The following is a 19,472-nucleotide window of genomic DNA, read 5'->3' as shown; positions in this document are numbered from 1 at the left end:
GACGTTCCGCAACGACAGGGAGAGTTCCATGCGTCACACTGTTCTTGCCGCCTGCTTCAGCGCCACGCTTTCAGTCCTGGCGCTGCCGTCGGCGGCCGATGCCCAGCAGCGCTTTCCGTCGAGCGCGGGCGAGCTGGTCGTCGAGACTGTGGCGAGCGGTCTGGAGCATCCCTGGGGCCTCGCCTTCCTGCCTGACGGGCGCATGCTCGTGACCGAGCGGCCGGGGCGGTTGCGGCTGGTTTCCGCCGCGGGCGAGGTTTCGCGGCCGATCGCGGGCGTGCCGAATGTCGTGGCGCGCGGTCAAGGTGGGCTGCTCGATGTCGCTCCCGATCCGCAGTTCGCCCAGAGCCGTCTGATCTATCTCTCCTTCGCGGAGCCGCGTGCCAATGGAAGCGGTACCAGCATCGCGCGCGGGCGCCTCAATGCAGGCGGCACCGCGCTCGAGGGGATGAGCGTGATTTTCCGACAGATGCCGACGATCAACAGCAACATGCATTTCGGCTCGCGATTGGTCTTCGACCGGACAGGCGCGCTGTTCGTCACGGTGGGCGATCGCTTCAGCCAGCGGGATCAGGCGCAGAACCCGGGCAATCATCTCGGCAAGGTCCTACGGATCAGCCCGGAGGGCAAAGCGGCGGCGGGCAATCCGAAGAAGGAGGGCTGGCAGCCGGAAATCTGGTCGATCGGCCATCGCAATGTGCAGGGCGCGGCGTTGCATCCGGAGACTGGGCAGCTCTGGACGGCCGAGCACGGCGCGCGCGGTGGCGACGAGGTCAACACGCCGAAGGCAGGGCTCAACTATGGCTGGCCGGCGATCACCTACGGAATCGACTATTCCGGCGCGAAGATCGGCGAGGGCACATCCAAACCCGGTATGGAGCAGCCGCTTTTCTACTGGGACCCGTCGATCGCACCGGCCGGCGCGACTTTCTACACGGGACAAATCTGGCCGGCCTGGAAGAACTCGCTCTTCGTTGGCGCCCTTGCCGGGCAGATGCTGATCCGCCTCTCGACGCAGGGTGAGACGGTCACCGGCGAGGAGAAACTGCTGACCACGCTGCGCGAACGCATTCGTGACGTCAGGCAGGGCCCGGACGGCTATCTCTACCTGCTGAGCGATGATGCCAACGGCAAGATCCTTCGGGTCAGGCCGGCGCGGTGAGCGCCGGCACGGGGCGCGTCAGGGACCGCAATCCCATTCATTCTCGATGACGAACGCATTGCGCGTCGAGAGCTGGCCGCGCGTGTCATAGAGATCGCCGACATAATAGGACGTACCGGCGTCGTCGCGGGCGTTGCGCTTGACCTGCAGGGACCAGCCGTAACCGACATGCTTTCCGCCGCGCCAGGTTGGGTGGACATCGCCGGTGCTGGCGGAGGCGAGGATCTTGGCGCGGTCGTCGCTGGGACTGCAGGTCGGGCCGGCGAGCGCCGGCGTCGAGAGGCTCAAGATGGATACGGCGACGAGGATCGCTTTCTTCACGGCAGTCTTCCTGGGTAGGTAGGAGTGATACGGTCATTCCGGCCGCAGCGAAGCTGGGCGCCGGAAACCATCTTGGAGCGCGGCGCCCTGCGCTTCCGGGATCGCGTCGCTATCGCGGAGTGTCCGGAATGATGCGTAGCAGGCAGTGCGCCGGCAGTTCAGGTGATGTCCGCCAGCCGGGTGTCGAGCGATAGCACCAGGCACCAATGCGGTTCGAAGTCGGCGCCCAGCGGCCAGATCTGCTCCTTGAAGATATCGAGCATCCGAGTCTGGTAGCGCTCGAACCAGTGCTGCTCGCAGAGCACGAATTTGGTCGCGCCGACAATCGTCTCACGGTCGATGATGCAGAGCGGCACAATCTGGGGGTGTGTATCGAGATAGGCCTGCACCGTGACCATCAGCGTCGGGTAGCCGGGATGCAGCATGTCATCGAGAACAATCAGCCCGCCATCGGCCAGACAGGCAGAGGCAAGTGCGAGATCCCTGGCCAGCGCCGCGCGGGAGTGCTCGCCGTCGATATGGATGAGACGCAGCTTGGCGCCGCCGGTGTGCTTCAGCAGGTCGGTCGGAGCCATCGCTCCCGCATCGCCCTTGATGGTGACGCGCCGCTCCGGGCCGATGCCGTGCTTCAGGCAATTCGCCTCGAAGCGTTGCTCAACCTCCGGATTCGGCCACTCGAAGATATCGATGCCGAGAGCGATCTCACCCGGTTCGAGTGCATGCGCGAGCGCGATGAAGAAGCGCCCCTCGAAGGCTCCGATCTCGGCAATCGATCCACGCAGTCCTTCCTCGGTTTGCAGTCGCAGAAGCCGTGCGCAAATCGCTGCGGCGAAGCGCGACGACATGCCGACGACCGCGTCATAGCCATTGGCGAGATAGGCTGCAACCGTGGGATGTCCGGGCGAGGGGATATTGGCCATCCTGCTCATGCCTTGCCCTGGAAGATGAAGAAGGCGCCGGCCGCAATCAGCGCGAAACCGATGGCATGGTTCCAGCCGAGCGGCTCCTTGAGCCAGAGCACGGAAAAGCCGGCGAAGACGGTGAGGGTGATGACCTCCTGCATCGTCTTCAGCTCGGCGGTGGAATAGACTGCATTGCCGATGCGGTTGGCAGGGACGGCGAGCATGTATTCCGGCAGGGCGATCATCCAGCTCGCGAGGATGGCGAGCCAGATCGCGGTGCTCTTGTAGCTGAGATGGCCATACCAGGCGAAAGTCATGAAGACGTTCGAGCCGATCAGCGAGGCAATCGGCAGGAGATGAGCGGTGGAGATGGCTTGCATGAAGGGGGCGGTCCGGGGGGCTGTATCTACAGAAAGCCTAATCAGCGCGCAGGGTTCCCGATAGGGCCGGCTCAGCCGTAGCGCAGCTTCATGGTCAGGATGACGAGGACCAGCACCAGAGTCACGGCATTGGCGCCGATCAGCGGCCAGGACATCAGCAGAAGTCCGTAGACCCCAGAGAATGATGCCGAGCGCGAAGAATACCTGCGTCCAGAGCGAGATCGCGCGCGTGTCCCGAGTCCGGATCGTGTGCCAGGCCTGGGGCAGCCAGCATAAGGTCGTCAGCGTGGCTGCGGTGAAGCCGAGGAACTCGGTTGTGGCGACAGACATCGGCGGGAGCGCCTCGAATCAGATCAGGCCCTTGCCATAGCCGTCTTTTGCGACTTTTGCGCGCAGTTCGCGCATGGTTAATCTCCTTTAACCATTCGGCCCTAGTTTTGCGTCATTCCTTGGATTTCGGTGGGTTCATGCGCGCACTCAAACTGGCATTTCCGCTCATCCTCTTCGCGTCCGGCGCCCAGGCGGACTTCCAGTCCTGCCTTGCGGGGCTGCGCTCGGAGGCTGCAGCGAAAGGCGTGTCCGGCGCCACCTTCGACCGGGCCATGGCAGGCGTCACGCCCGACATGAAGGTGATCGAGGCGATGAACAACCAGCCGGAGTTCAAAACACCGATCTGGGATTATCTCGGCACGCTGGTCGATGAGGAGAAGGTGGCGGAGGGGCGCAACATGCTGCGCCAGCACGCCTCGACCCTCGCTGCGGCCGAACAGCGCTTTGGCGTCGACCGCCATACCATCGTGGCGGTCTGGGGCGTCGAGAGTGATTTCGGCAAGGCGCGCGGCAAGATGCCTCTCGTCCAGGCGCTCTCGACCGGCGCCTGTCTCGCGCCGCGCCGCAATGCCTTTTTCAAGGGCGAGCTGATCGCCACGCTTCAGATCATCCAGCGCGGCGATGTCCGGGCCGACCGCCTGATGGGCTCCTGGGCGGGCGCCTTCGGCCACACCCAGTTCATCCCCTCGACCTATATGCGTCTCGCCGTCGACGGCGATGGCGATGGACGGCGCGATCTGGTCGACTCGGTTCCCGACGCACTGCATTCGACCGCTAATTTCATGGCCAAGGCCGGCTGGGTGACCGGCGCGCCCTGGGGCTACGAGGTCCGCGTCCCGAACGGCTATTCCGGTTCGACCGGGCGCAATCCGAAGCAACCGGTCTCATCCTGGGCTGGGCGCGGGATCGTCAAATATGACGGCTCGGCACTGTCCGGCTCGGGCAATGCCGGACTGCTGATGCCAGCCGGCCGCGATGGCCCGGCCTTCCTCGTCTTCAAGAACTATGACGCGGCCTACAGCTATAACGGCGCGGATTCCTACGCGCTCGCCATCTCGCTGCTCTCGGACCGTATTCGCGGCCGGCCGGGCGTCCAGGCCGACTGGCCGACCGATGACCCGCCGCTGTCGCGCGAGCAGCGCCGCGAATTGCAGCGCCTGCTGATCGCACGTGGCTACAATGTCGGCGAGCCCGACGGAGCCGTCGGTTCGCTGACCAGGACCGCGATCAAGGAGATCGAATCACAGATCGGCATGCCACAGACCGGGCGGCCGGGTGCCAAGGTGCTGCGCGCGCTCAAGGGTGGACGGGTATGACTGCGCTGGATCAGAAGCGACGCCTGATATCCACCGGTTCGCCGTTCGAGCTCGCCTTCGGCTATTCGCGGGCGGTGGTCGATGGCGATCTCGTCTTCGTCTCGGGCACGACGGGTTATGACTATGTCACCATGACGATACCCGAGGATGCGGCGGAGCAGGCGCGCAATATCTTCCGGACGCTGGACGCGGTCCTCATCGAAGCGGGCTCTGCGCTCGCCAACGTGGTGCGCGCCCAGTACTTCGTCACGGATCGCAGCTATTGCGAGCCGGTTCTTGCGGTGTGCGGCGAAGTCTTCGGGCAGATCCGCCCGGCGGCGGGCATGTATGTCGTGGCCGGTCTGCTCAAGCCCGAGATGAAGATCGAGATCGAGATTACGGCCCGGATATCGTACCCGGCCCGATGATCCAGCCTTTTTATGTTTGCATCGGCCTTCCCGAAAACCGCAATCCACTTTTCGGGCCGATGCTTTAGCCGGAACGGCAGGCTTCAGATGCCCAGGAAGCGCCTGACAGGGGCCGATCCGTTCGGCGCCGTCAGGCGGGGCCAGGGGCCGGACGCTTCGACGCGGCCATTGGCCACGAAGGCAAAGAGGTCGGCATGGTTGGCCGCCTCCTCTGGCGTGTGCAGTGTCATCAGCACGGTGAGGCCGTGTTCGCGACGCAGGGCATCGATACGCGCTATCATCTCGCGGCGCAGGCCGGGATCGAGTGCGCCGAACGGTTCGTCGAGCAGCATCAGCGGCTTGCCTCGCAGGAGGGCGCGGGCGAGGGCGACGCGCTGACGCTGACCTCCCGAGAGTTCTGCCGGTCGGCGGGCAGCAAGGCCCGCGAGATCGACCTCGGCCAGCGCAGTTGCCACGCGCTCGCGCTCGGAGGCGTCGAGTCGCAGTGACGGTTTCAGTCCAAGCGCGACGTTTTCGGCTGCCGTCAGATGCGGGAAGAGATTGTGATCCTGGAACAGGATCGAGACTGGTCGTCTGGCTGGTGCGAGCGGCAGCAGATCTGCGCCGGCGAAGCGAAGGGTTCCGGCCGTCGGCTGTTCGAAGCCGGCAATGGCGTGGAGCAGGGTGGTCTTGCCGCCACCTGACGGGCCGATGACGGCGCAGAGCGCGCCCGCTGGAATGACGAGGTCGTAGTGGGCTGGGAAGCCGGGATAGGCGAGGGACAGGCCCGCCAACTCAAGCAAGACGCGCACTCCAGCGCTCGGTCACATAGGCGAGGCCACCGGCCGAAAGCACCAGCACGAGCGCGAGCGCTCCCGCTTCATTCATGCGGTAGGCGCCGAGGCGGTTCGCCAGCAGATAGGGCAAGGTGGTGAGCTCGCCGCCGCCGAACAGAGCAATGACGCCGAAATCGCCGAGCGAAAGCGCCGTGGCAAAGGCAAAGGCGGCCGCCAGCGGTGCACGCAGGGCTGGCCATTCGACGAGGCGCAGCCGGGTCCAGCCGGCAATGCCGAGACTCTCGGCCAGCCTTCCGTGACGTTCGGCGCCGATCGCGAGTGGCGGGGCCAGCAGCCGATAGGCATAGGGCAGAGCCATCAGGGCGTTGACGAGCGGGACGAGCAACAGCCCGAGTGTTGGGGGATCGGCGAGGCTGCGCACCAGGACGTAGAGCCCTGCCACGAAGGCGAAGGGCGGCAGGCCAAGCATGGTGAAGGCGGCGAGATCGGGCAGTCCCGCGCGTTTCCAGCGTCCGCGTTCGGCACTGGCGAGCAGCACGGCAAACAGGCAGGCGAGGAGGCCTGCGCCAAGCGCGATCGCGACACTTGTCGCGGCAGCCCATGCGAATTCAGCTGTCGCGAGCATCGTCAAGGCTGCGACACCGCTTGCGATGCTGAGGAGAGGCGGTGCGATCCAGGCTGCCGCCAGAATGAGAACAAGACGGTCGAACCGCAGCAGCCGAGGGGCGAGGATGTCGGGTCGTGGTGCATGACGCTCGGCGCTTGCCTCGTCGCGAGCTGCCGGTGCGAGTGTGGCGAGCGCGGTCGCAAGCCCGAGGCAAAGCACAAGCTGGAGGCCGGCGAGAGCGGCAGCGCGGGCGAAATCGGCCTCGAAGCGGACCGCTTCGTAGATTGCAACTTCCAGTGTCGCATTGGCGGGCCCGCCACCAAGCGAGAGCACGACGGCGAAGCTCGTGAAGCAGAGCAGGAAGACGAAGGTGGCAAGCGCCGGGGCTTCGCGCCGGATCACCGGCCAGTCGAGATGCCGGAAACAGTCGGCGGCGGAGAAGCCGAGCGCCGAGGCCAGGCGCCTCCGCTCGCCGGGTTCGCGCCCGAAGGCCTGAAGCAGAGTGCGTGTCACCAACGGCGTATTCATCAGCACATGCGCGATCAGGATACCCTGGAGCCCGTAGATCGCCGGCGGTTCGGCGCCGACGGCACGCGCCAGGCTGCCGAGCAGACCGGAACGGCCATAGATGGCGATGACGCCGAAGACGATCACGATCGTCGGTGCGACGGCTGCGGCGGTCAGCACCGCGAGCAGGAGGTCGCGCCCGGGAAAGCGGCGGCGCAGCAAGGCAAGCGCGAGAGCCGCGCCGAGCAGGAGCGAGAGCAGCATCGACAGGCCCGCCTGCACGGTCGCTCCTGCGACGAGGCGCGCGAGATAGGGGCCGAGCGACGACAGGGCCGCAACGTCGCCGCCGGCACGCGCCAGCCCGGTGAGCGAGGCGCCGGCGAGCGCGAGGATTGCAAGCGCTGTGAGCGTGGCCGGGCGGAACAAGGCCTCACCGGCTCGCTGCGGCGAGCCAGGCGTCGATGAAGGTTCGTCGCTGCGTGCGCACCTCGTCCGGCGTGAACAGCAGGGTCCTTTCCGGCTTGATGACATCGGCGAACGAGGCCGGCAGGCCGCCTGCAGGCTGCCTTGCCGGCATCATCCAGTTGCCTTCCGGGATCAGCGATTGGAACGCGCCTGAAAGCATGAAGGCGAGGAAGCGTTTGGCCAGCTCGGGCTGTCGGGTCGTGCGCGTCATGCCGGCGAGTTCGACATGGAGATAGTGACCTTCGCTGAAGGGCGCGGCCTTGTACTGCGTCTTCTTCTCCGCGCCGATGTGATAGGCCGGCGATGTCGCGTAGGAGAGCACCATGTCGGCCTCGCCCTTGAGAAAGAGCCCGTAGGCCTCCGACCAGCCCTTGGTGAAGGTGACGATGCGCGGCTTGAGCCTGGTCCAGGCGGCGTCAGCCCCGTCGCCATAGACGGCGCGCATCCAGAGCAGGAAACCAAGGCCGGGCGCGCTGGTGCGCGGATCCTGCAGCACCAGCTTCGGTCCATTCGGATCGTCGACGAGCTGCTTCAGGCTGCTGGGCGGCGTGGCAAGTCTGGTTGAATCATAGACGAAGGCGAGGTGCCCCCAGTCGAAGGGCAGGAAGGTATCGTCGGTCCAGGCGATCGGCAAAGTGAGCGCTGCACTCTCCTGGCCGTGCGGCCGGAACAGGCCCGTCGCCTTGGCTTCAGCCGCAAGGTTCATGTCCAGGCCGAGCACGGCATCGGCCTTCGTCGCCTCGCCCTCCAGCTTCAGCCGCGCGACGAGGGAGCCGGCATCGTCACTTGCCACCCAGTTCAATGTGCAGCTGCATTCCGCCTCGAAGGCCGCCTTCACCTTGGCGCCAGGGCCGTATTTCCCGGTGAAAGAGGAATAGGTGTAGACGGTCAGCGCCGGCTTCTCTTGAGCCATGGACGGCGTCGCAAGCAGCAGCGCTGCGAGCGCCGTGGCGATCCGGGTCATCCGGCTGTTCAGAAAGGTCATGGCGTCACCCCCGCATGCATTCGATGGCGGGCCTTGACGGTCGAGAGGGGAGAGCGTCTCCGGTTGCGAGACGCCAGTGCTCAATCCCTCCGCCGGCACGATCCGGATCAGGTTCGACGGGTTGGAAGCCCTGCGCTCCCCTCTCAGCCTGAGACCATCGGGCACCCCGTTGAGACGGTCAAGGGAATAGCGAGCGGGCGGCGGCGAGTCCAGTTGGCGCCGCCTATCCGTCGCAATGGGCATTGCATCTGGCCGCATGATCATGCTGGTATATCTCTTGCTTGACAGAAGGCAGGCGCGCTTAGCGCAAAAGCTCAAGAGCAAGGGGATGTCGAATGCGACTCAATCGTCGTCAGATGCTGGCCGGGAGTTCCGCTCTAACTGTTTCCAGTCTCATTGGATTTCCGTCACGTGCGCAGTCGCGCGCCAATACGCTCCGCTTCATTCCGTCGACACCGTTGCCCTCGCTCGATCCGATCGTCGCCACGAGCTATGTCATCCGCAATCATGGCTATCTGATATATGATACCCTGTTTGCGACGGACGCGCAGTTCCGGATCCAGCCGCAGATGGTCCAGAGCTGGGAGGCCGCGCCGGACGGGCTGCGCTGGACCTTCCATCTGCGCGACGGATTGATGTTCCATGACGAACAGCCGGTCAGGGCGCAGGACTGCATTGCCTCGATCAAGCGCTGGTCCGCGCGCGATGCCTTCGGACAGACTTTCGCGACATTCGTCGAGGGCTACGACGTCGTCGATCAGCGAACCTTCGCCATCCGCCTGAAGAAGCCCTTCCCGATGCTGCCGGACGCGCTCGGCAAGCTCTCCTCGAACGTGCCCTTCATCATGCCCGAGCGCGTGGCGCTGATGGAGCCGACGAAGAACATCACGGAGGCGATCGGTTCCGGCCCCTGGCGCTTCATGGACAAGCAGTGGGTGCCGGGCCAGAACGCGATCTATGAGCGCTTCGCCAAATACAAGCCGCGAGAGGAGGCGCCATCCTGGGCCGCAGGCGGCAAGGTCGCCAAGATCGACCGCATCGAATGGTTGCCGCTGACGGAGGTTTCGGCCGCAGTCGGCGCGCTGATGCAGGGCGAGGTCGATTGGTACGAACAGCCGCCGGTCGATCTCCTGCCCCTGCTCAAGAGCAATCCCGAGATCGCGATCGAGAACGTGCCGCTCGGGCTGATCCTGCTGATGCGCTTCAACCATCTGCAGCCGCCCTTCAACAATCCCGGCATCCGCCGGGCGGTGATGATGGCAATCGACCAGACCGACTACATGGAGGCGGTCGTCGGCAGCAAGGACTACTATAAGGAGTGCAAGACCTTCTTCACGCCGGGCTCGCCGATGTCGACCGGGGCGGGCGGGCAGGCGGCCCTCGGCAACAATCTGGAGCGGGCCAAGGCCATGCTGCAGGAGGCCGGCTACAAGAACGAGAAGGTGCTGCTGCTGGCGCCCGCTGACCAGCCGATCGCCTATAACCAGTGCCTGGTGACGCAGGAACTGCTGAAGAAACTCGGCATGAATGTCGATCTGGTCGCGACCGATTGGGCAAGCTTCATCGGCCGACGTTCGAACCGCGGGTTGCCGGACCAGGGCGGCTGGTCGGTGTTCCATACGCTCTGGTCCGGCGCCGACGTGCTCAATCCCGCGTTGCATCCGCTGCTGCGCAGCAATGGCTCTGCCGCCTGGTTCGGCTGGCCGGAGGATCCCACGCTGGAAGGCCTGCGCGATCAGTGGATCGCAACTCCGGATGCGGCCAAGCAGAAGGAACTGGCCGCATCGATCGAGAAACGCGCCTTCGAGACGGTGCCCTATGCGCCGGCCGGGCTCGTGCAGCAGCCAATGGCCTATCGCAAGAGCCTGACCGGCATGGTGCTCTCGCCGGTCCAGTTCTTCTGGAATATGGAGAAGAAGGCCTGAGGGCGGCGCAGCCATTGCTTGTCCGGACGTGTGGTCATTCCGGACAGGCCTCATTAGCGGTGCCGATCTGGAAACCATCGTCAGGCTCCCGCTCTGCGACGGATTCCGGTTCTCCACGTCGCTCCGGCCGGAATGATACGGTTTGGTGTCGGCGCCGATCGCACCAGCTTCTGCTTGTCGCGCAGGCGCGCTGCCCGGCGGCTGCGCTTGCGTCACTCCCGTTCCCCGCCTAATCAGCCCGGCAAGGCCGTTCCGGCCCAGCGACATCCGATAAACGCGTGAGGCGATCATGGCGACCCACAAGCTCCTCCTCCTGCCGGGCGACGGCATTGGCCCCGAAGTGACCGGCCAGGTCGAGAAGATCGTTGGCTGGTTCGAGCAGCAGGGTCTCGCCTCCTTTGCCATCGAGCGCGGGCTTGTCGGCGGCGCCGCCTATGACGCGCACAAGGCCGCGATCTCGGAAGGCGACATGAAGCTCGCCCAGGACGCCGATGCGGTGCTGTTCGGCGCTGTCGGCGGCCCGAAATGGGCGGATGTGGCCTATCAGCATCGCCCCGAAGCCGGCCTGCTGCGGTTGCGCAAGGACCTTGGCCTGTTTGCGAATCTGCGTCCTGCGATCTGCTATCCGGCGCTGGCGTCCGCCTCCTCGCTCAAGCCCGAGGTCGTCGAAGGGCTCGACATCCTGATCGTGCGGGAACTCACCGGCGGCGTCTATTTCGGCGAGCCGAAGGAGATCGTCACGTTGGAGGACGGCTCCAAGCGCGGCGTCGACACCCAGCTCTACACCACGCCCGAGATCGAACGCATCGCGCGCGTCGCCTTCGAGCTGGCGCGCACCCGCCGCAACAAGGTCTCTTCGGCTGAGAAGCACAATGTCATGAAGACCGGCGTGCTCTGGAAGCAGACGGTCACGGCGCTGCACGCCAAGGACTACGGGGATGTCGAGCTCGAGCATGTTCTCGCCGACAATTGCGCCATGCAACTCGTGCGCTGGCCGAAGCAGTACGATGTCATCGTTTGCGACAACCTGTTCGGCGATATTCTCTCCGACGTCGCGGCGATGCTGACCGGCTCGCTCGGCATGCTGCCCTCTGCCTCGCTCGGTGCTGAAGACCCGGCCACCGGCAAGCGCAAGGCGCTTTACGAGCCCGTGCACGGCTCCGCTCCCGACATCGCCGGCAAGGGCCTGGCGAACCCGATCGCGATGATCGGCTCCTTTGCAATGGCGCTGCGTTATTCCTTCGGTGCGATCGAGGCGGCTGACCGGCTCGAAGGCGCGATCGCCGATGTGCTTGGCGCCGGGACCCGCACCAAGGACATCGCCGCGCCGGGTGCCAATGCCGTCTCGACCGCCGAGATGGGCGATGCGATCGTCAAGGCGCTGGAAGCGCGCGGCTGACGCGTCCACCCCCGACACTCCGACGTCATCCCGGTCCTTCGCTTCGGCCGGGATGACGTGCTTGGAGCCATGCGGTGAGGAGCCCCCTGCCTCTCCCCCTCGTGAATTGCACTTGATGCCTATCTGTGGACTAAGCTTCGCTCTCTGAAACGGGGCATGTCCGTCGATGCTGATCAAACGCCGATTTGGCTGGGAATTGCCCGAGAGCCAGGTCACTCCCGAACATATCGCCATGAACCGCCGGGCCTTTCTCGGCGGGAGTGCGGGGCTGATCGCTGGGAGCGCGCTGCCGCAGATCGCCGCGGCGCAAGGCGCGGATCCGACGCTCGATCTCTATCCTGCGAAGCGCAATGCCAGCTACACGCTCGACCGGCCGGTGACCGACGAGGAACTGGCCGCGAACTACAATAATTTCTACGAATTCGGCATGTCCAAGGACATCGTCGCTGCGGCGAAGAAGCTGCCGACGCGGCCCTGGAACATCGCGATCGACGGTATGGTCGAGAAGCCGTTCGAGATCGGCTTCGACGATCTCATCCGCAAGATGCCGCTCGAGGAGCGGCTCTATCGCTTCCGCTGCGTCGAGAGTTGGGCAATGGCCGTGCCCTGGACCGGTTTTCCGCTGAAGGCGCTGGTGGCGCTGGCGAAACCGCTGTCGAGTGCCAAATACGTCAAGTTCGAAACCTTCCTGAACCCGCGCGTCGCGTCCGGGCAGACGCAGCGCTGGTATCCCTGGCCCTATACCGAGGGGCTGACCATGGCGGAGGCGAATAACGACCTGACGCTGATGGTGACGGGGATCTACGGCAAGCCGCTGCCGAATCAGCATGGTGCGCCGGTCCGCCTGATCACGCCGTGGAAATACGGCTTCAAATCGGTGAAGTCGATTGCGCGGATCAGCTTCGTCGCCGAGCGGCCCAAGACCTTCTGGGAGGCGCTGCAGTCGTCGGAATACGGCTTCTGGGCCAATGTGAACCCGGAGGTGCCGCATCCGCGCTGGAGCCAGGCGAGCGAGCAGGTTCTGGGCTCGCGCGAGCGTCGGCCGACGCTGCTGTTCAACGGCTATGGCGAGCAGGTTGCGGCGATGTACAAGGGACTTGAAGGCGAGCGGCTCTACGTCTGAGGGCCGCCGCTTCCGTCAGGAGGCGCGATGAGCCAGGGTTTCTGCCTGTTCGATACGGCGATCGGCGCCTGTGCGCTGGTCTGGAAAGCCGAACGCCTGATCGGTGCACAATTGCCGGAGCAGGATGAGGCGCGAGCTCGCCAGCGGCTGGGCCGGCGCTATCCGGAGGCTGTCGAAAGTGCTCCTCCGCCGTTCGCGCAGGATGCGATCGGCGCGATCATGGCACTGCTGCGGGGCGAGAAGAGGGATCTTGCTCACCTGCCGCTCGAGATGGACGGTCTCTCGGCCTTCAATCGAAAGGTCTATGCCGTTGCCCTGAGCATCCCGCCAGGTGAAACCATGACCTATGGTGAAGTCGCGGCGCGGATCGGCGAGCCGGGCGCGGCGCGTGCCGTCGGCGTCGCCCTGGGGGAGAATCCCTTTCCCATCATCGTGCCCTGCCACCGCGTGCTGGCTGCCAATGGCAAGACCGGCGGCTTCTCGGCCGATGGCGGGGTGGAGACCAAGCTCCGGATGCTGACGATCGAAAAGGCTCGCACCAGCGATGTGCCGAGCCTGTTCGATGCTCTGCCGCTGGCAGCCCGGCCGCGCTGACATCCTGCTGCTGCCAATGTGCCGTGTCATCCCAGGCGGGCGGTCACCGGGAGATCCGGGCCGTGTGCCGGAGCGCTCAGGATCGATGCTCCGGCATGGCCAATGGCCCTGCGCTGCACCTTGACCGGGATGGGCGCGCGTTCGCGGATCAATAGGCGGCAAGACGAAAAAAAGGCCAGCGTCCCGAGGGAGCTGGCCTTTGAAGTTTGAAACATCCGGCGTTACCGCCAAACATCTCAGAGGGGAACGGCTGGAACGAACTCAACGCCGGGAGGAGAATGCGGAGCCCGTTCCGAACAACCGTGATTGCTATATCGGGCAGCACGTGCCGTTTTGCAATGCAGCATAGCTTGGGTCCGCTATGCGGAAACTGCATGACCTATCATCAAGTGCAACAAATTTTAGCCTAAATGCCTGAAAAGCATGCGTTCGCCGCAGCGCGGGGTACCCGCGCTGCGCGCATAACCGGGCCTTTCGGCCGTTTAGTAGGTCCAGCGCTGGGCCTTCTGGATCAGGAAGTCGCGGAATGCCTGCACTCTGGCCACCGACTTCATCTCTTCTGGATAGACCAGATAGCTCTCGAGCTGCGGCATCTCCGTCTCGCGCATGAGCTGGACGAGAGGCGAGCCGGTCTCGATCAGGTAGTCCGGCAGCACCGCGATGCCTGCGCCGCTGTCGACCGCCCGCTTCATCGCCGTGATGTTGTTCACGGTGAGATGGATCGGGCGGGGGTTGCGCTGCTCGCGGCCCAGGGTTCCGAGCCAATGCACGGCCGTCAGATAGGACGGCGAGGTGCTGCCGAAGGACAAGAGGCGGTGATTATCGAGATCCTCATAGCTCTTCGGTTCGCCGAAGCGCTTGATATAGGCTGGCGAGCCATAGACGTGGAAATGCACGGTGAAGAGCTTGCGCTGGATCAGGTCCGGCTGCTGCGGCTGGCGCAGGCGGATCGCGATATCGGCCTCGCGCATCGAGAGGTCGAGTTCCTCATCGGTGAGGATGAGATCGACTTTGATGTCCGGATAGAGGTCGAGGAACTCCGCCAGCCTTGGCGTAAGCCAATGGCCGCCGAGGCCACGTGTCGCGGTGACCTTGAGCTCGCCCGACGGATGCTCGCGCGTCTCCGAGAGCTGTGCGCGGGTACGCTCAAGGCGCTGCGTCATTTCGCGTGCCGCACGCCAGAGCAATTCGCCCTGCTCTGTGAGAATGAGCCCGCGCGTATGGCGGTGAAACAGCGGTGCACGCAGCTCACGCTCAAGCGCGCCAATCTGCCGACTAACGGCGGATTGACTCAAACCAAGTACGTCGCCAGCCTTGGTAAAGCTGCCGGATTCTGCGACGGTATAAAAAATCCTGATGCGGTCCCAATCCACCGCGTTTCCCCCGTTATGCGTTTCGTGCATGTTGGGGGGTAAAACGCAGGAACGTCAACGATTGCTTTGCCGACAAGGCCTCTTTTCACACTGAATCTCGTGAGACAACCCATCAACAATCGTGATGGGTGGTCTTTTTCGGCCTATTCGGCCGCTTCACGCTGTTCCGTGACGTTGGCGGCAAGCCATCTTTCGGCATCGAGCGCGGCCATGCAGCCCAGGCCCGCGGCGGTCACAGCCTGACGGTAATGCTCGTCGGTGACGTCACCTGCGGCAAAAACGCCGGGGATGTTGGTTTGCGTCGTGCCGGGCGTCACGTCGAGATACCCCGATTCACGCATGGCGAGCTGTCCGGTGAAGAGCTCCGTCGCTGGCTTGTGGCCGATTGCGATGAAGACGCCATCGGTCTTGAGTTCGCTCTCGGCGCCCGTCTTCAGGTTGCGGAGCTGCAGATGCGTGACTGACGGCGGCTGCGTCCCGCCGCAGATCTCCGCGATCTCGCTGTTCCAGACGATCTCGACCTTGGGATGCTTGAACAGACGATCCTGCAACACCTTCTCGGCCCGCAGCGAATCGCGCCGGTGCACCAGGGTGACCTTCGCAGCGAGATTGGCGAGATAGAGCGCTTCCTCGACCGCGGTGTTGCCGCCACCGACGACCACCACTTCCTTGCCGCGGAAGAAGAAGCCGTCGCAGGTGGCGCAGGCCGAGACGCCAAAGCCCTGGAAGGTCTGCTCCGAGGGAATGCCGAGCCATTTCGCCTGGGCGCCGGTGGCCACGATCAGGGCATCGCAGCTATAGTTCGCGCCACCATCGCCCCAAAGACGGAACGGGCGCTGTGAAAGATCGACCTTCGAGATGTGGTCGGAGACCATCCTGGTGCCCATGTGCTCGGCCTGGGCGCGCATCTGGTCCATCAGCCACGGCCCCTGAACCACGTCGGCGAAGCCCGGATAGTTCTCGACATCCGTGGTGATCATCAGCTGTCCGCCGGGCTGGAAGCCCGAGATCATCACCGGTTCGAGCAGCGCGCGAGCCGCATAGATCGCGGCGGTATAGCCGGCCGGGCCCGAGCCGATGATCATTACGCGGGCATGGGTATGAGCCATGGTTTCGGTCCTTTTCGCGCAGCGTGGCGCTGCGTCCTGGTTCCGTCAGATACGGTCTCGTGCGCCGGGCGCAAGCCCAGGCCCGCTCACGCTCAGGCGAGGCCGAGTTCGGCGCGGTGCCGCAACCAGCCCTGGCGCACCGCTTCCGCGATGACGCCGGTGGAGTCTAGGGGGTCATAGCGGGTGCCATCAAGCCGTCCCTCGAAATGATGCACAACGCCTTGCCGCTTCAGCGCCTCGAGGAAGCGGGCGATCTTGCCGTGGCCGCCATGCGGCTCGAAAACGAGGAGGGGGGCGCCGGTCGCGGCAGCCTCGCCGACAATATTGGTCGAGTCGGCGGTCACGACGACCGTATCGGCATTCGCGAGCAGCGGCACATAGGGGTTGGCGTCCGTGCCATCCCACCACCAGCCCCCATGGCGTGCGAAGACCTCGGCAATGGCCTTGTCGAGCGCAGGCGGCGTACGCCGCGAGCGCGAGCCCATCAGCGCCACGCCCGAGCCCGCGAGCATGTCGAGCAGGTTCGCGAAACGGGCAATGTCATCGGGGCGGAAGGTATGATGCCGGCTGTCGCCGCCGACCATGACCGCAGCGCGCGGGCGGGGCAGGGCTGCGATGGCGGGCGGTGGGCTCTGCCTGGCCTGAGCGAGTTGGCCAGGGGAGAGCCGGTGCGGCGATGTCACGGTGACGAGCACGTTTGGGCCACGCAGGCGATCATGCTCGGACACCCAGATCAGGTCGGCTGCGCCAGTCCCGATTCTCGGATCCTTGAGAAAAACGGTGAAGGTCCTGCCATTCGAGGCCTTCTTTACCGCGCGCAAATAGGCGGCGGCCCGCCGGCCCGAAGCGATGACGATATCGGAGAAGGGAGGGCGGATCGGGCTTTGAGGCCTGTGGGGGGCCTCGCGTGGATCGATCGGCCCGCGCGGCATCAGCCAGCTCCAGGGCCGACCAGGGGCGATGTGCCGGATCTCGGGAGTTATGCCGAGCCGTTCGGCGACGCCAAGGCATTGAATCTCGTCGCCAGCCTTGCCGTCGGTGAGGACCCAGATCGTCGGGATCGGTTCGACTGGCAAGTGCAGGCTCCGCGGCTGTGGGTGGGATGCCTTGTATCGCGTGGGAGCTGCGTCTACACCAGCGCGACTTTGCCCTGGGGATCTTTGTGCGTTCCAAACTCGACGAAATCGATCTGCGTATCCTGCGCGAATTACAGGCCGACGGGCGCATGACCAATGTCGAGTTGGCGAGCCGGGTCGGCATCTCGCCGCCGCCCTGTCTTCGGCGCGTCCGGGCTCTCGAGGAAGCGGGTTTGATCACCGGCTATCGGGCGCAGCTCGATGAGCGCAAGCTCGGGATCGAGGTCGTCTGCTTTGCCTTCGTGCATCTCGCCAGCCAGGCCGAGGCCGATCTCGCGACATTCCAGCAGCGCATCCGAAATTGGGGTGCCGTGCGCGAGTGCTGGACGCTCTCGGGCGACATCGACTTCATCCTGAAATGCGTGGCGCCTGACCTGAAGGCCTTTCAGGACTTCGTCGGAGAGCTGACTGCGCTGCCTAATGTCCGCAATGTGCGCACGGCCCTGGCTCTTGATCGCGTCAAGGACGAGCCGATCGTACCGTTTGGCTAGTGAGTGTCAGGATGCAGATCGCGATCCGCAAGGCCGGCATCGAGCATCTGCCTTCCATTCTCGCGCTCTATGCGCAGTTGAATCCTGATGACCCACGCTCGAATGCCGAAATGGCAGCCGAGACCTGGCACAGGATGCTGGGCAGCGACCTGATCACGGTTCACATCGCGGAGTGGGGCGGAGCCGCCATCGCGAGTTGCGTGGTCGTGATCGTGCCCAATCTCACCCGGAATCTCAGGCCGTTTGCACTGATCGAAAACGTCGTCGCGGACGCGCGATTTCGAGGCCAGGGGCTTGGAAAGCGGGTCCTCCACGCAGCTGTCGAACAGGCCTGGTCGGCAGGATGCTACAAGGTCATGCTCCAGACGGGCCGCAAGGACGAAGCGGTGCTCGGCTTCTACGGATCTTGCGGTTTCTCGCGCGGCAAGACCGCCTTCGAGATCAGGCGGCCGGCTCATTCCCCGACATAGCGTCTGATCCACGCGGCGTTGGTCCGGACCACGGCGGCGAGCCGGCGGGCATCGAAGCCCGGTGCGAACCAGGCGCCGCCAGATGAGGCGGGCGAAGACGAAACGATCGGGTAGCTCGCCAGGACCCGGCCGTCGGCAGCAATCAACCGGGCTTCCGATTCCATCCCGTCCGTGGTGCCGCCGGTTTCTTCTGCGTCGCCGCCTGAATAGCTCGGCATGTTGATGCGAAGCACCGAGACGACAAGGGTCGAGCCTGCGCGGCCGCTGCCGGCGAGTGCGCGCTCCAACTCTGTCTTCACAAGGGTAGCGTTGGGACCCCAGCCCTGTTGAACGAGACGGGAAACATCGACGCGCACGCTGCCCGTGGCGGCCTGGGTCGGGACATCAATCAAGATTGCGGCAGTCCCGCCGAGCGCGGCGGCCAATACGGCGCGACGATTCAGCATGGCTCTCTCCTGTCAGACAGGGGCACTGCGCTGCGTTCCGCAGCGATGCAGCCGAAGCTCTCGACCTACGCCGCCGCAGGGCTCGGCGCCAGATGCGGCAACGGCAATGCCGACCTTGTGAACGGGATCAGCCGGCGATGTAACGCCGGATCCAGGCGACGTTGTTCTGGATCAGGCTGACGATGCGGCGCTGATCGATGTCCGGCAGGTACCAGGGGCCGGAATAGCTCGCGGAAATCGTCGAGAGCACCGGATAGGATGCAAGCACGCGATTGCCAGTGCCGACCAGGACAGCCTCGCTGTCGAGATTGTCATTATTCTGGCCACCGCCACCGCCCCAGCGGCCGCTGCCGCTGCCGCCGCCGGCGTAACTCGTCAGGTGAATGCCGCGAACCTTGACGACGAGAACCGGGCCGCCGCGCTGGATGGCGCCGGCAAAGGCGGTCCGAAGTTCCCGTTCCATTCCGGCCTTGATCGCGTCGGCATTGGGGCCCCAGCCTTGGGCGACGAGGCGGGAGACATCGACGTGGATGCTGCCGATCGGCCCTTGCGACTGGGCAAGCGCGGATGCGGCTCCGAGCGGCGACGACGCGAGCGCCGTAGCCGCCAATGATGACATGAGAAAAGCGCGACGGCTGGTCATGACAGTATCTCCCGATGCCAATGCATCACCGACGAGATAATCGTCCGGGGGCGTCAACTCTATGCCCCCGGAGGCCTCAGCGGAAGCTGACGCTCACGACTTCGTAGGACTTGCCGCCGCCGGGGGTATTGACCTGCACGGAATCGCCGACCTTCTTGCCGATCAGGGCACGCGCGATCGGCGAACCGACCGAGACCTTGCCGGAACGGACGTCGGACTCCGGCTCGCCGACGATCTGATAGATCTTGGCTTCCTCGGTGTCGTCGTCGATCAGATGGACGGTCGCGCCGAATTTGATCGTGTCGCCGCCGAGCTTGGTGACATCGATGATGTCCGCCCGCCCGATCAGCGATTCGAGCTCCAGGATTCGGCCTTCATTGAGGGACTGTGCCTCCTTGGCCGCATGATACTCGGCATTCTCGGAGAGATCGCCGAGTGCGCGCGCTTCCGAGATCGCAGCGATGATGCGTTGACGTTCGACCTGCTGGCGGTGTCTCAGCTCGACCTCGAGGGCGGCAAATCCGCCCACCGTCATAGGAACCTTATCCATCTTCTCGTCCCAATTCCGAAAGCCAGAACCCGCCGGCCGCGTCCCCCGCGGCCTG

21 protein-coding genes, 1 pseudogene and 1 riboswitch are annotated in these 19,472 nt (G+C 64.9%); of the genes and pseudogenes, 9 read left to right on the top strand and 13 right to left on the bottom strand.

Features of this window, described 5'->3' with window-relative positions; all coding sequences use genetic code 11:
* Positions 1 to 28 precede the first annotated feature (28 nt).
* Positions 29 to 1,162 (top strand): PQQ-dependent sugar dehydrogenase, encoded by a 1,134-nt coding sequence (locus FG93_RS08130; RefSeq protein ID WP_043233520.1) that lies wholly within the window; start codon positions 29 to 31, stop codon positions 1,160 to 1,162.
* Positions 1,163 to 1,180: 18 nt separating this feature from the next.
* Here FG93_RS08130 and FG93_RS08125 read toward each other — a convergent pair whose 3' ends face one another.
* From FG93_RS08125 to FG93_RS33520, 4 genes and pseudogenes are all read right to left on the bottom strand, one after another.
* Entirely contained in the window at positions 1,181 to 1,483 is a 303-nt protein-coding gene (locus FG93_RS08125; RefSeq protein WP_043233518.1) for a hypothetical protein, read from the bottom strand.
* Positions 1,484 to 1,641: 158 nt separating this feature from the next.
* Positions 1,642 to 2,412 (bottom strand): class I SAM-dependent methyltransferase, encoded by a 771-nt coding sequence (locus tag FG93_RS08120; protein ID WP_043233517.1) that lies wholly within the window; start codon positions 2,410 to 2,412, stop codon positions 1,642 to 1,644.
* Entirely contained in the window at positions 2,409 to 2,765 is a 357-nt protein-coding gene (locus tag FG93_RS08115; protein WP_043233516.1) for a DMT family protein, read from the bottom strand. The genes FG93_RS08120 and FG93_RS08115 overlap by 4 nt, the downstream gene beginning before the upstream one ends.
* A 228-nt stretch (positions 2,766 to 2,993) precedes the next feature.
* Positions 2,994 to 3,095 (bottom strand): annotated as a pseudogene (locus FG93_RS33520) (hypothetical protein); the annotation flags it as partial.
* A 137-nt stretch (positions 3,096 to 3,232) separates the two neighbouring features.
* Here FG93_RS33520 and FG93_RS08105 point away from each other — a divergent pair.
* Together FG93_RS08105 and FG93_RS08100 are read left to right on the top strand one after the other, a co-directional pair.
* Positions 3,233 to 4,411, top strand: coding sequence for a lytic murein transglycosylase (locus FG93_RS08105; RefSeq protein WP_043233644.1), 1,179 nt, complete (start codon positions 3,233 to 3,235; stop codon positions 4,409 to 4,411).
* Positions 4,408 to 4,818 (top strand): RidA family protein, encoded by a 411-nt coding sequence (locus FG93_RS08100; protein ID WP_043233514.1) that lies wholly within the window; start codon positions 4,408 to 4,410, stop codon positions 4,816 to 4,818. The genes FG93_RS08105 and FG93_RS08100 overlap by 4 nt, the downstream gene beginning before the upstream one ends.
* Before the next feature lie 83 nt (positions 4,819 to 4,901).
* Here FG93_RS08100 and FG93_RS08095 read toward each other — a convergent pair whose 3' ends face one another.
* Genes FG93_RS08095 through thiB form a run of 3 tightly spaced genes read right to left on the bottom strand, consistent with a single transcriptional unit; the run spans position 4,902 to position 8,158 of the window.
* Entirely contained in the window at positions 4,902 to 5,600 is a 699-nt protein-coding gene (locus FG93_RS08095) for an ATP-binding cassette domain-containing protein (protein ID WP_043233643.1), read from the bottom strand.
* Positions 5,593 to 7,134 carry an ABC transporter permease subunit gene (locus FG93_RS08090; protein ID WP_052513493.1) on the bottom strand — a complete coding sequence of 514 codons (1,542 nt, stop codon included), beginning with the start codon at positions 7,132 to 7,134 and terminating at the stop codon, positions 5,593 to 5,595. Before FG93_RS08090 ends, FG93_RS08095 begins: the two co-directional genes overlap by 8 nt.
* Before the next feature lie 4 nt (positions 7,135 to 7,138).
* Positions 7,139 to 8,158: a thiamine ABC transporter substrate binding subunit gene (thiB, locus tag FG93_RS08085; protein WP_043233511.1), complete on the bottom strand. Its 1,020-nt coding sequence runs from the start codon at positions 8,156 to 8,158 to the stop codon at positions 7,139 to 7,141.
* 67 nt (positions 8,159 to 8,225) lie between these two features.
* Positions 8,226 to 8,337, bottom strand: a riboswitch (TPP riboswitch).
* 156 nt (positions 8,338 to 8,493) lie between these two features.
* On the opposite strand from thiB, the gene FG93_RS08080 reads away from it, so the two are divergent.
* The 4 genes from FG93_RS08080 to FG93_RS08065 all read left to right on the top strand — a co-directional run bounded on the left by FG93_RS08080 (position 8,494) and on the right by FG93_RS08065 (position 13,199).
* The gene (locus tag FG93_RS08080; RefSeq protein WP_043233510.1) at positions 8,494 to 10,083 is read left to right on the top strand and encodes an ABC transporter substrate-binding protein; all 1,590 of its coding nucleotides are present in this window, start codon (positions 8,494 to 8,496) and stop codon (positions 10,081 to 10,083) included.
* Positions 10,084 to 10,372: 289 nt separating this feature from the next.
* A complete protein-coding gene (gene leuB, locus FG93_RS08075; RefSeq protein ID WP_043233509.1) occupies positions 10,373 to 11,482 on the top strand; it encodes a 3-isopropylmalate dehydrogenase in 1,110 nt (369 codons plus the stop codon).
* Positions 11,483 to 11,648: 166 nt separating this feature from the next.
* Positions 11,649 to 12,605 carry a protein-methionine-sulfoxide reductase catalytic subunit MsrP gene (gene msrP / locus FG93_RS08070; protein WP_043233507.1) on the top strand — a complete coding sequence of 319 codons (957 nt, stop codon included), beginning with the start codon at positions 11,649 to 11,651 and terminating at the stop codon, positions 12,603 to 12,605.
* A 27-nt stretch (positions 12,606 to 12,632) separates the two neighbouring features.
* Positions 12,633 to 13,199 (top strand): methylated-DNA--[protein]-cysteine S-methyltransferase, encoded by a 567-nt coding sequence (locus FG93_RS08065; protein WP_043233505.1) that lies wholly within the window; start codon positions 12,633 to 12,635, stop codon positions 13,197 to 13,199.
* A gap of 482 nt (positions 13,200 to 13,681) precedes the next feature.
* On the opposite strand, the gene FG93_RS08060 is transcribed toward FG93_RS08065, so the two are convergent.
* From FG93_RS08060 to FG93_RS08050, 3 genes are all read right to left on the bottom strand, one after another.
* The gene (locus FG93_RS08060; RefSeq protein WP_043233503.1) at positions 13,682 to 14,572 is read right to left on the bottom strand and encodes a LysR family transcriptional regulator; all 891 of its coding nucleotides are present in this window, start codon (positions 14,570 to 14,572) and stop codon (positions 13,682 to 13,684) included.
* Between the two features lie 143 nt (positions 14,573 to 14,715).
* Positions 14,716 to 15,681 (bottom strand): thioredoxin-disulfide reductase, encoded by a 966-nt coding sequence (trxB, locus tag FG93_RS08055; protein ID WP_043233501.1) that lies wholly within the window; start codon positions 15,679 to 15,681, stop codon positions 14,716 to 14,718.
* A gap of 92 nt (positions 15,682 to 15,773) precedes the next feature.
* Positions 15,774 to 16,757, bottom strand: a complete 984-nt coding sequence (locus tag FG93_RS08050) for a mitochondrial fission ELM1 family protein (protein WP_052513492.1) — start codon at positions 16,755 to 16,757, stop codon at positions 15,774 to 15,776.
* A gap of 86 nt (positions 16,758 to 16,843) precedes the next feature.
* Between FG93_RS08050 and FG93_RS08045 the strand changes: the two genes are divergently transcribed.
* Together FG93_RS08045 and FG93_RS08040 are read left to right on the top strand one after the other, a co-directional pair.
* Positions 16,844 to 17,308, top strand: coding sequence for an Lrp/AsnC family transcriptional regulator (locus FG93_RS08045; protein ID WP_043233499.1), 465 nt, complete (start codon positions 16,844 to 16,846; stop codon positions 17,306 to 17,308).
* An 11-nt stretch (positions 17,309 to 17,319) separates the two neighbouring features.
* Entirely contained in the window at positions 17,320 to 17,778 is a 459-nt protein-coding gene (locus FG93_RS08040; protein WP_043233497.1) for a GNAT family N-acetyltransferase, read from the top strand.
* On the opposite strand, the gene FG93_RS31110 is transcribed toward FG93_RS08040, so the two are convergent.
* The 3 genes from FG93_RS31110 to greA all read right to left on the bottom strand — a co-directional run bounded on the left by FG93_RS31110 (position 17,763) and on the right by greA (position 19,417).
* Entirely contained in the window at positions 17,763 to 18,224 is a 462-nt protein-coding gene (locus FG93_RS31110; protein WP_152579352.1) for a hypothetical protein, read from the bottom strand. The genes FG93_RS08040 and FG93_RS31110 overlap by 16 nt on opposite strands.
* Before the next feature lie 127 nt (positions 18,225 to 18,351).
* Complete coding sequence (locus FG93_RS08030; RefSeq protein WP_052513490.1) at positions 18,352 to 18,867, bottom strand: hypothetical protein; 516 nt, start codon at positions 18,865 to 18,867, stop codon at positions 18,352 to 18,354.
* A gap of 76 nt (positions 18,868 to 18,943) precedes the next feature.
* The gene (gene greA / locus FG93_RS08025) at positions 18,944 to 19,417 is read right to left on the bottom strand and encodes a transcription elongation factor GreA (RefSeq protein ID WP_043233496.1); all 474 of its coding nucleotides are present in this window, start codon (positions 19,415 to 19,417) and stop codon (positions 18,944 to 18,946) included.
* Positions 19,418 to 19,472: the final 55 nt, after the last annotated feature.

It is taken from the genome of Allobosea sp. LC85 (assembly GCF_000735605.1).
Classification (GTDB): Bacteria; Pseudomonadota; Alphaproteobacteria; order Rhizobiales; family Beijerinckiaceae; genus Allobosea.
The sequence above is the reverse complement of the archived record's forward strand: the minus strand, read 5'-3'. Positions and strand labels throughout refer to the sequence as shown.

What these genes read in the sequence shown, in the direction of transcription:
- FG93_RS08130 (WP_043233520.1), top strand. Translation starts at nt 29, where the DNA reads ATGCGTCACACTGTTCTTGCCGCCTGCTTCAGCGCCACGCTTTCAGTC.
- FG93_RS08120 (WP_043233517.1), bottom strand. Translation starts at nt 2,412, where the DNA reads ATGAGCAGGATGGCCAATATCCCCTCGCCCGGACATCCCACGGTTGCA.
- FG93_RS08115 (WP_043233516.1), bottom strand. Translation starts at nt 2,765, where the DNA reads ATGCAAGCCATCTCCACCGCTCATCTCCTGCCGATTGCCTCGCTGATC.
- FG93_RS08105 (WP_043233644.1), top strand. Translation starts at nt 3,233, where the DNA reads ATGCGCGCACTCAAACTGGCATTTCCGCTCATCCTCTTCGCGTCCGGC.
- FG93_RS08100 (WP_043233514.1), top strand. Translation starts at nt 4,408, where the DNA reads ATGACTGCGCTGGATCAGAAGCGACGCCTGATATCCACCGGTTCGCCG.
- thiB (WP_043233511.1), bottom strand. Translation starts at nt 8,158, where the DNA reads ATGACCTTTCTGAACAGCCGGATGACCCGGATCGCCACGGCGCTCGCA.
- FG93_RS08080 (WP_043233510.1), top strand. Translation starts at nt 8,494, where the DNA reads ATGCGACTCAATCGTCGTCAGATGCTGGCCGGGAGTTCCGCTCTAACT.
- leuB (WP_043233509.1), top strand. Translation starts at nt 10,373, where the DNA reads ATGGCGACCCACAAGCTCCTCCTCCTGCCGGGCGACGGCATTGGCCCC.
- msrP (WP_043233507.1), top strand. Translation starts at nt 11,649, where the DNA reads ATGCTGATCAAACGCCGATTTGGCTGGGAATTGCCCGAGAGCCAGGTC.
- FG93_RS08065 (WP_043233505.1), top strand. Translation starts at nt 12,633, where the DNA reads ATGAGCCAGGGTTTCTGCCTGTTCGATACGGCGATCGGCGCCTGTGCG.
- trxB (WP_043233501.1), bottom strand. Translation starts at nt 15,681, where the DNA reads ATGGCTCATACCCATGCCCGCGTAATGATCATCGGCTCGGGCCCGGCC.
- FG93_RS08040 (WP_043233497.1), top strand. Translation starts at nt 17,320, where the DNA reads ATGCAGATCGCGATCCGCAAGGCCGGCATCGAGCATCTGCCTTCCATT.
- FG93_RS31110 (WP_152579352.1), bottom strand. Translation starts at nt 18,224, where the DNA reads ATGCTGAATCGTCGCGCCGTATTGGCCGCCGCGCTCGGCGGGACTGCC.
- FG93_RS08030 (WP_052513490.1), bottom strand. Translation starts at nt 18,867, where the DNA reads ATGACCAGCCGTCGCGCTTTTCTCATGTCATCATTGGCGGCTACGGCG.
- greA (WP_043233496.1), bottom strand. Translation starts at nt 19,417, where the DNA reads ATGGATAAGGTTCCTATGACGGTGGGCGGATTTGCCGCCCTCGAGGTC.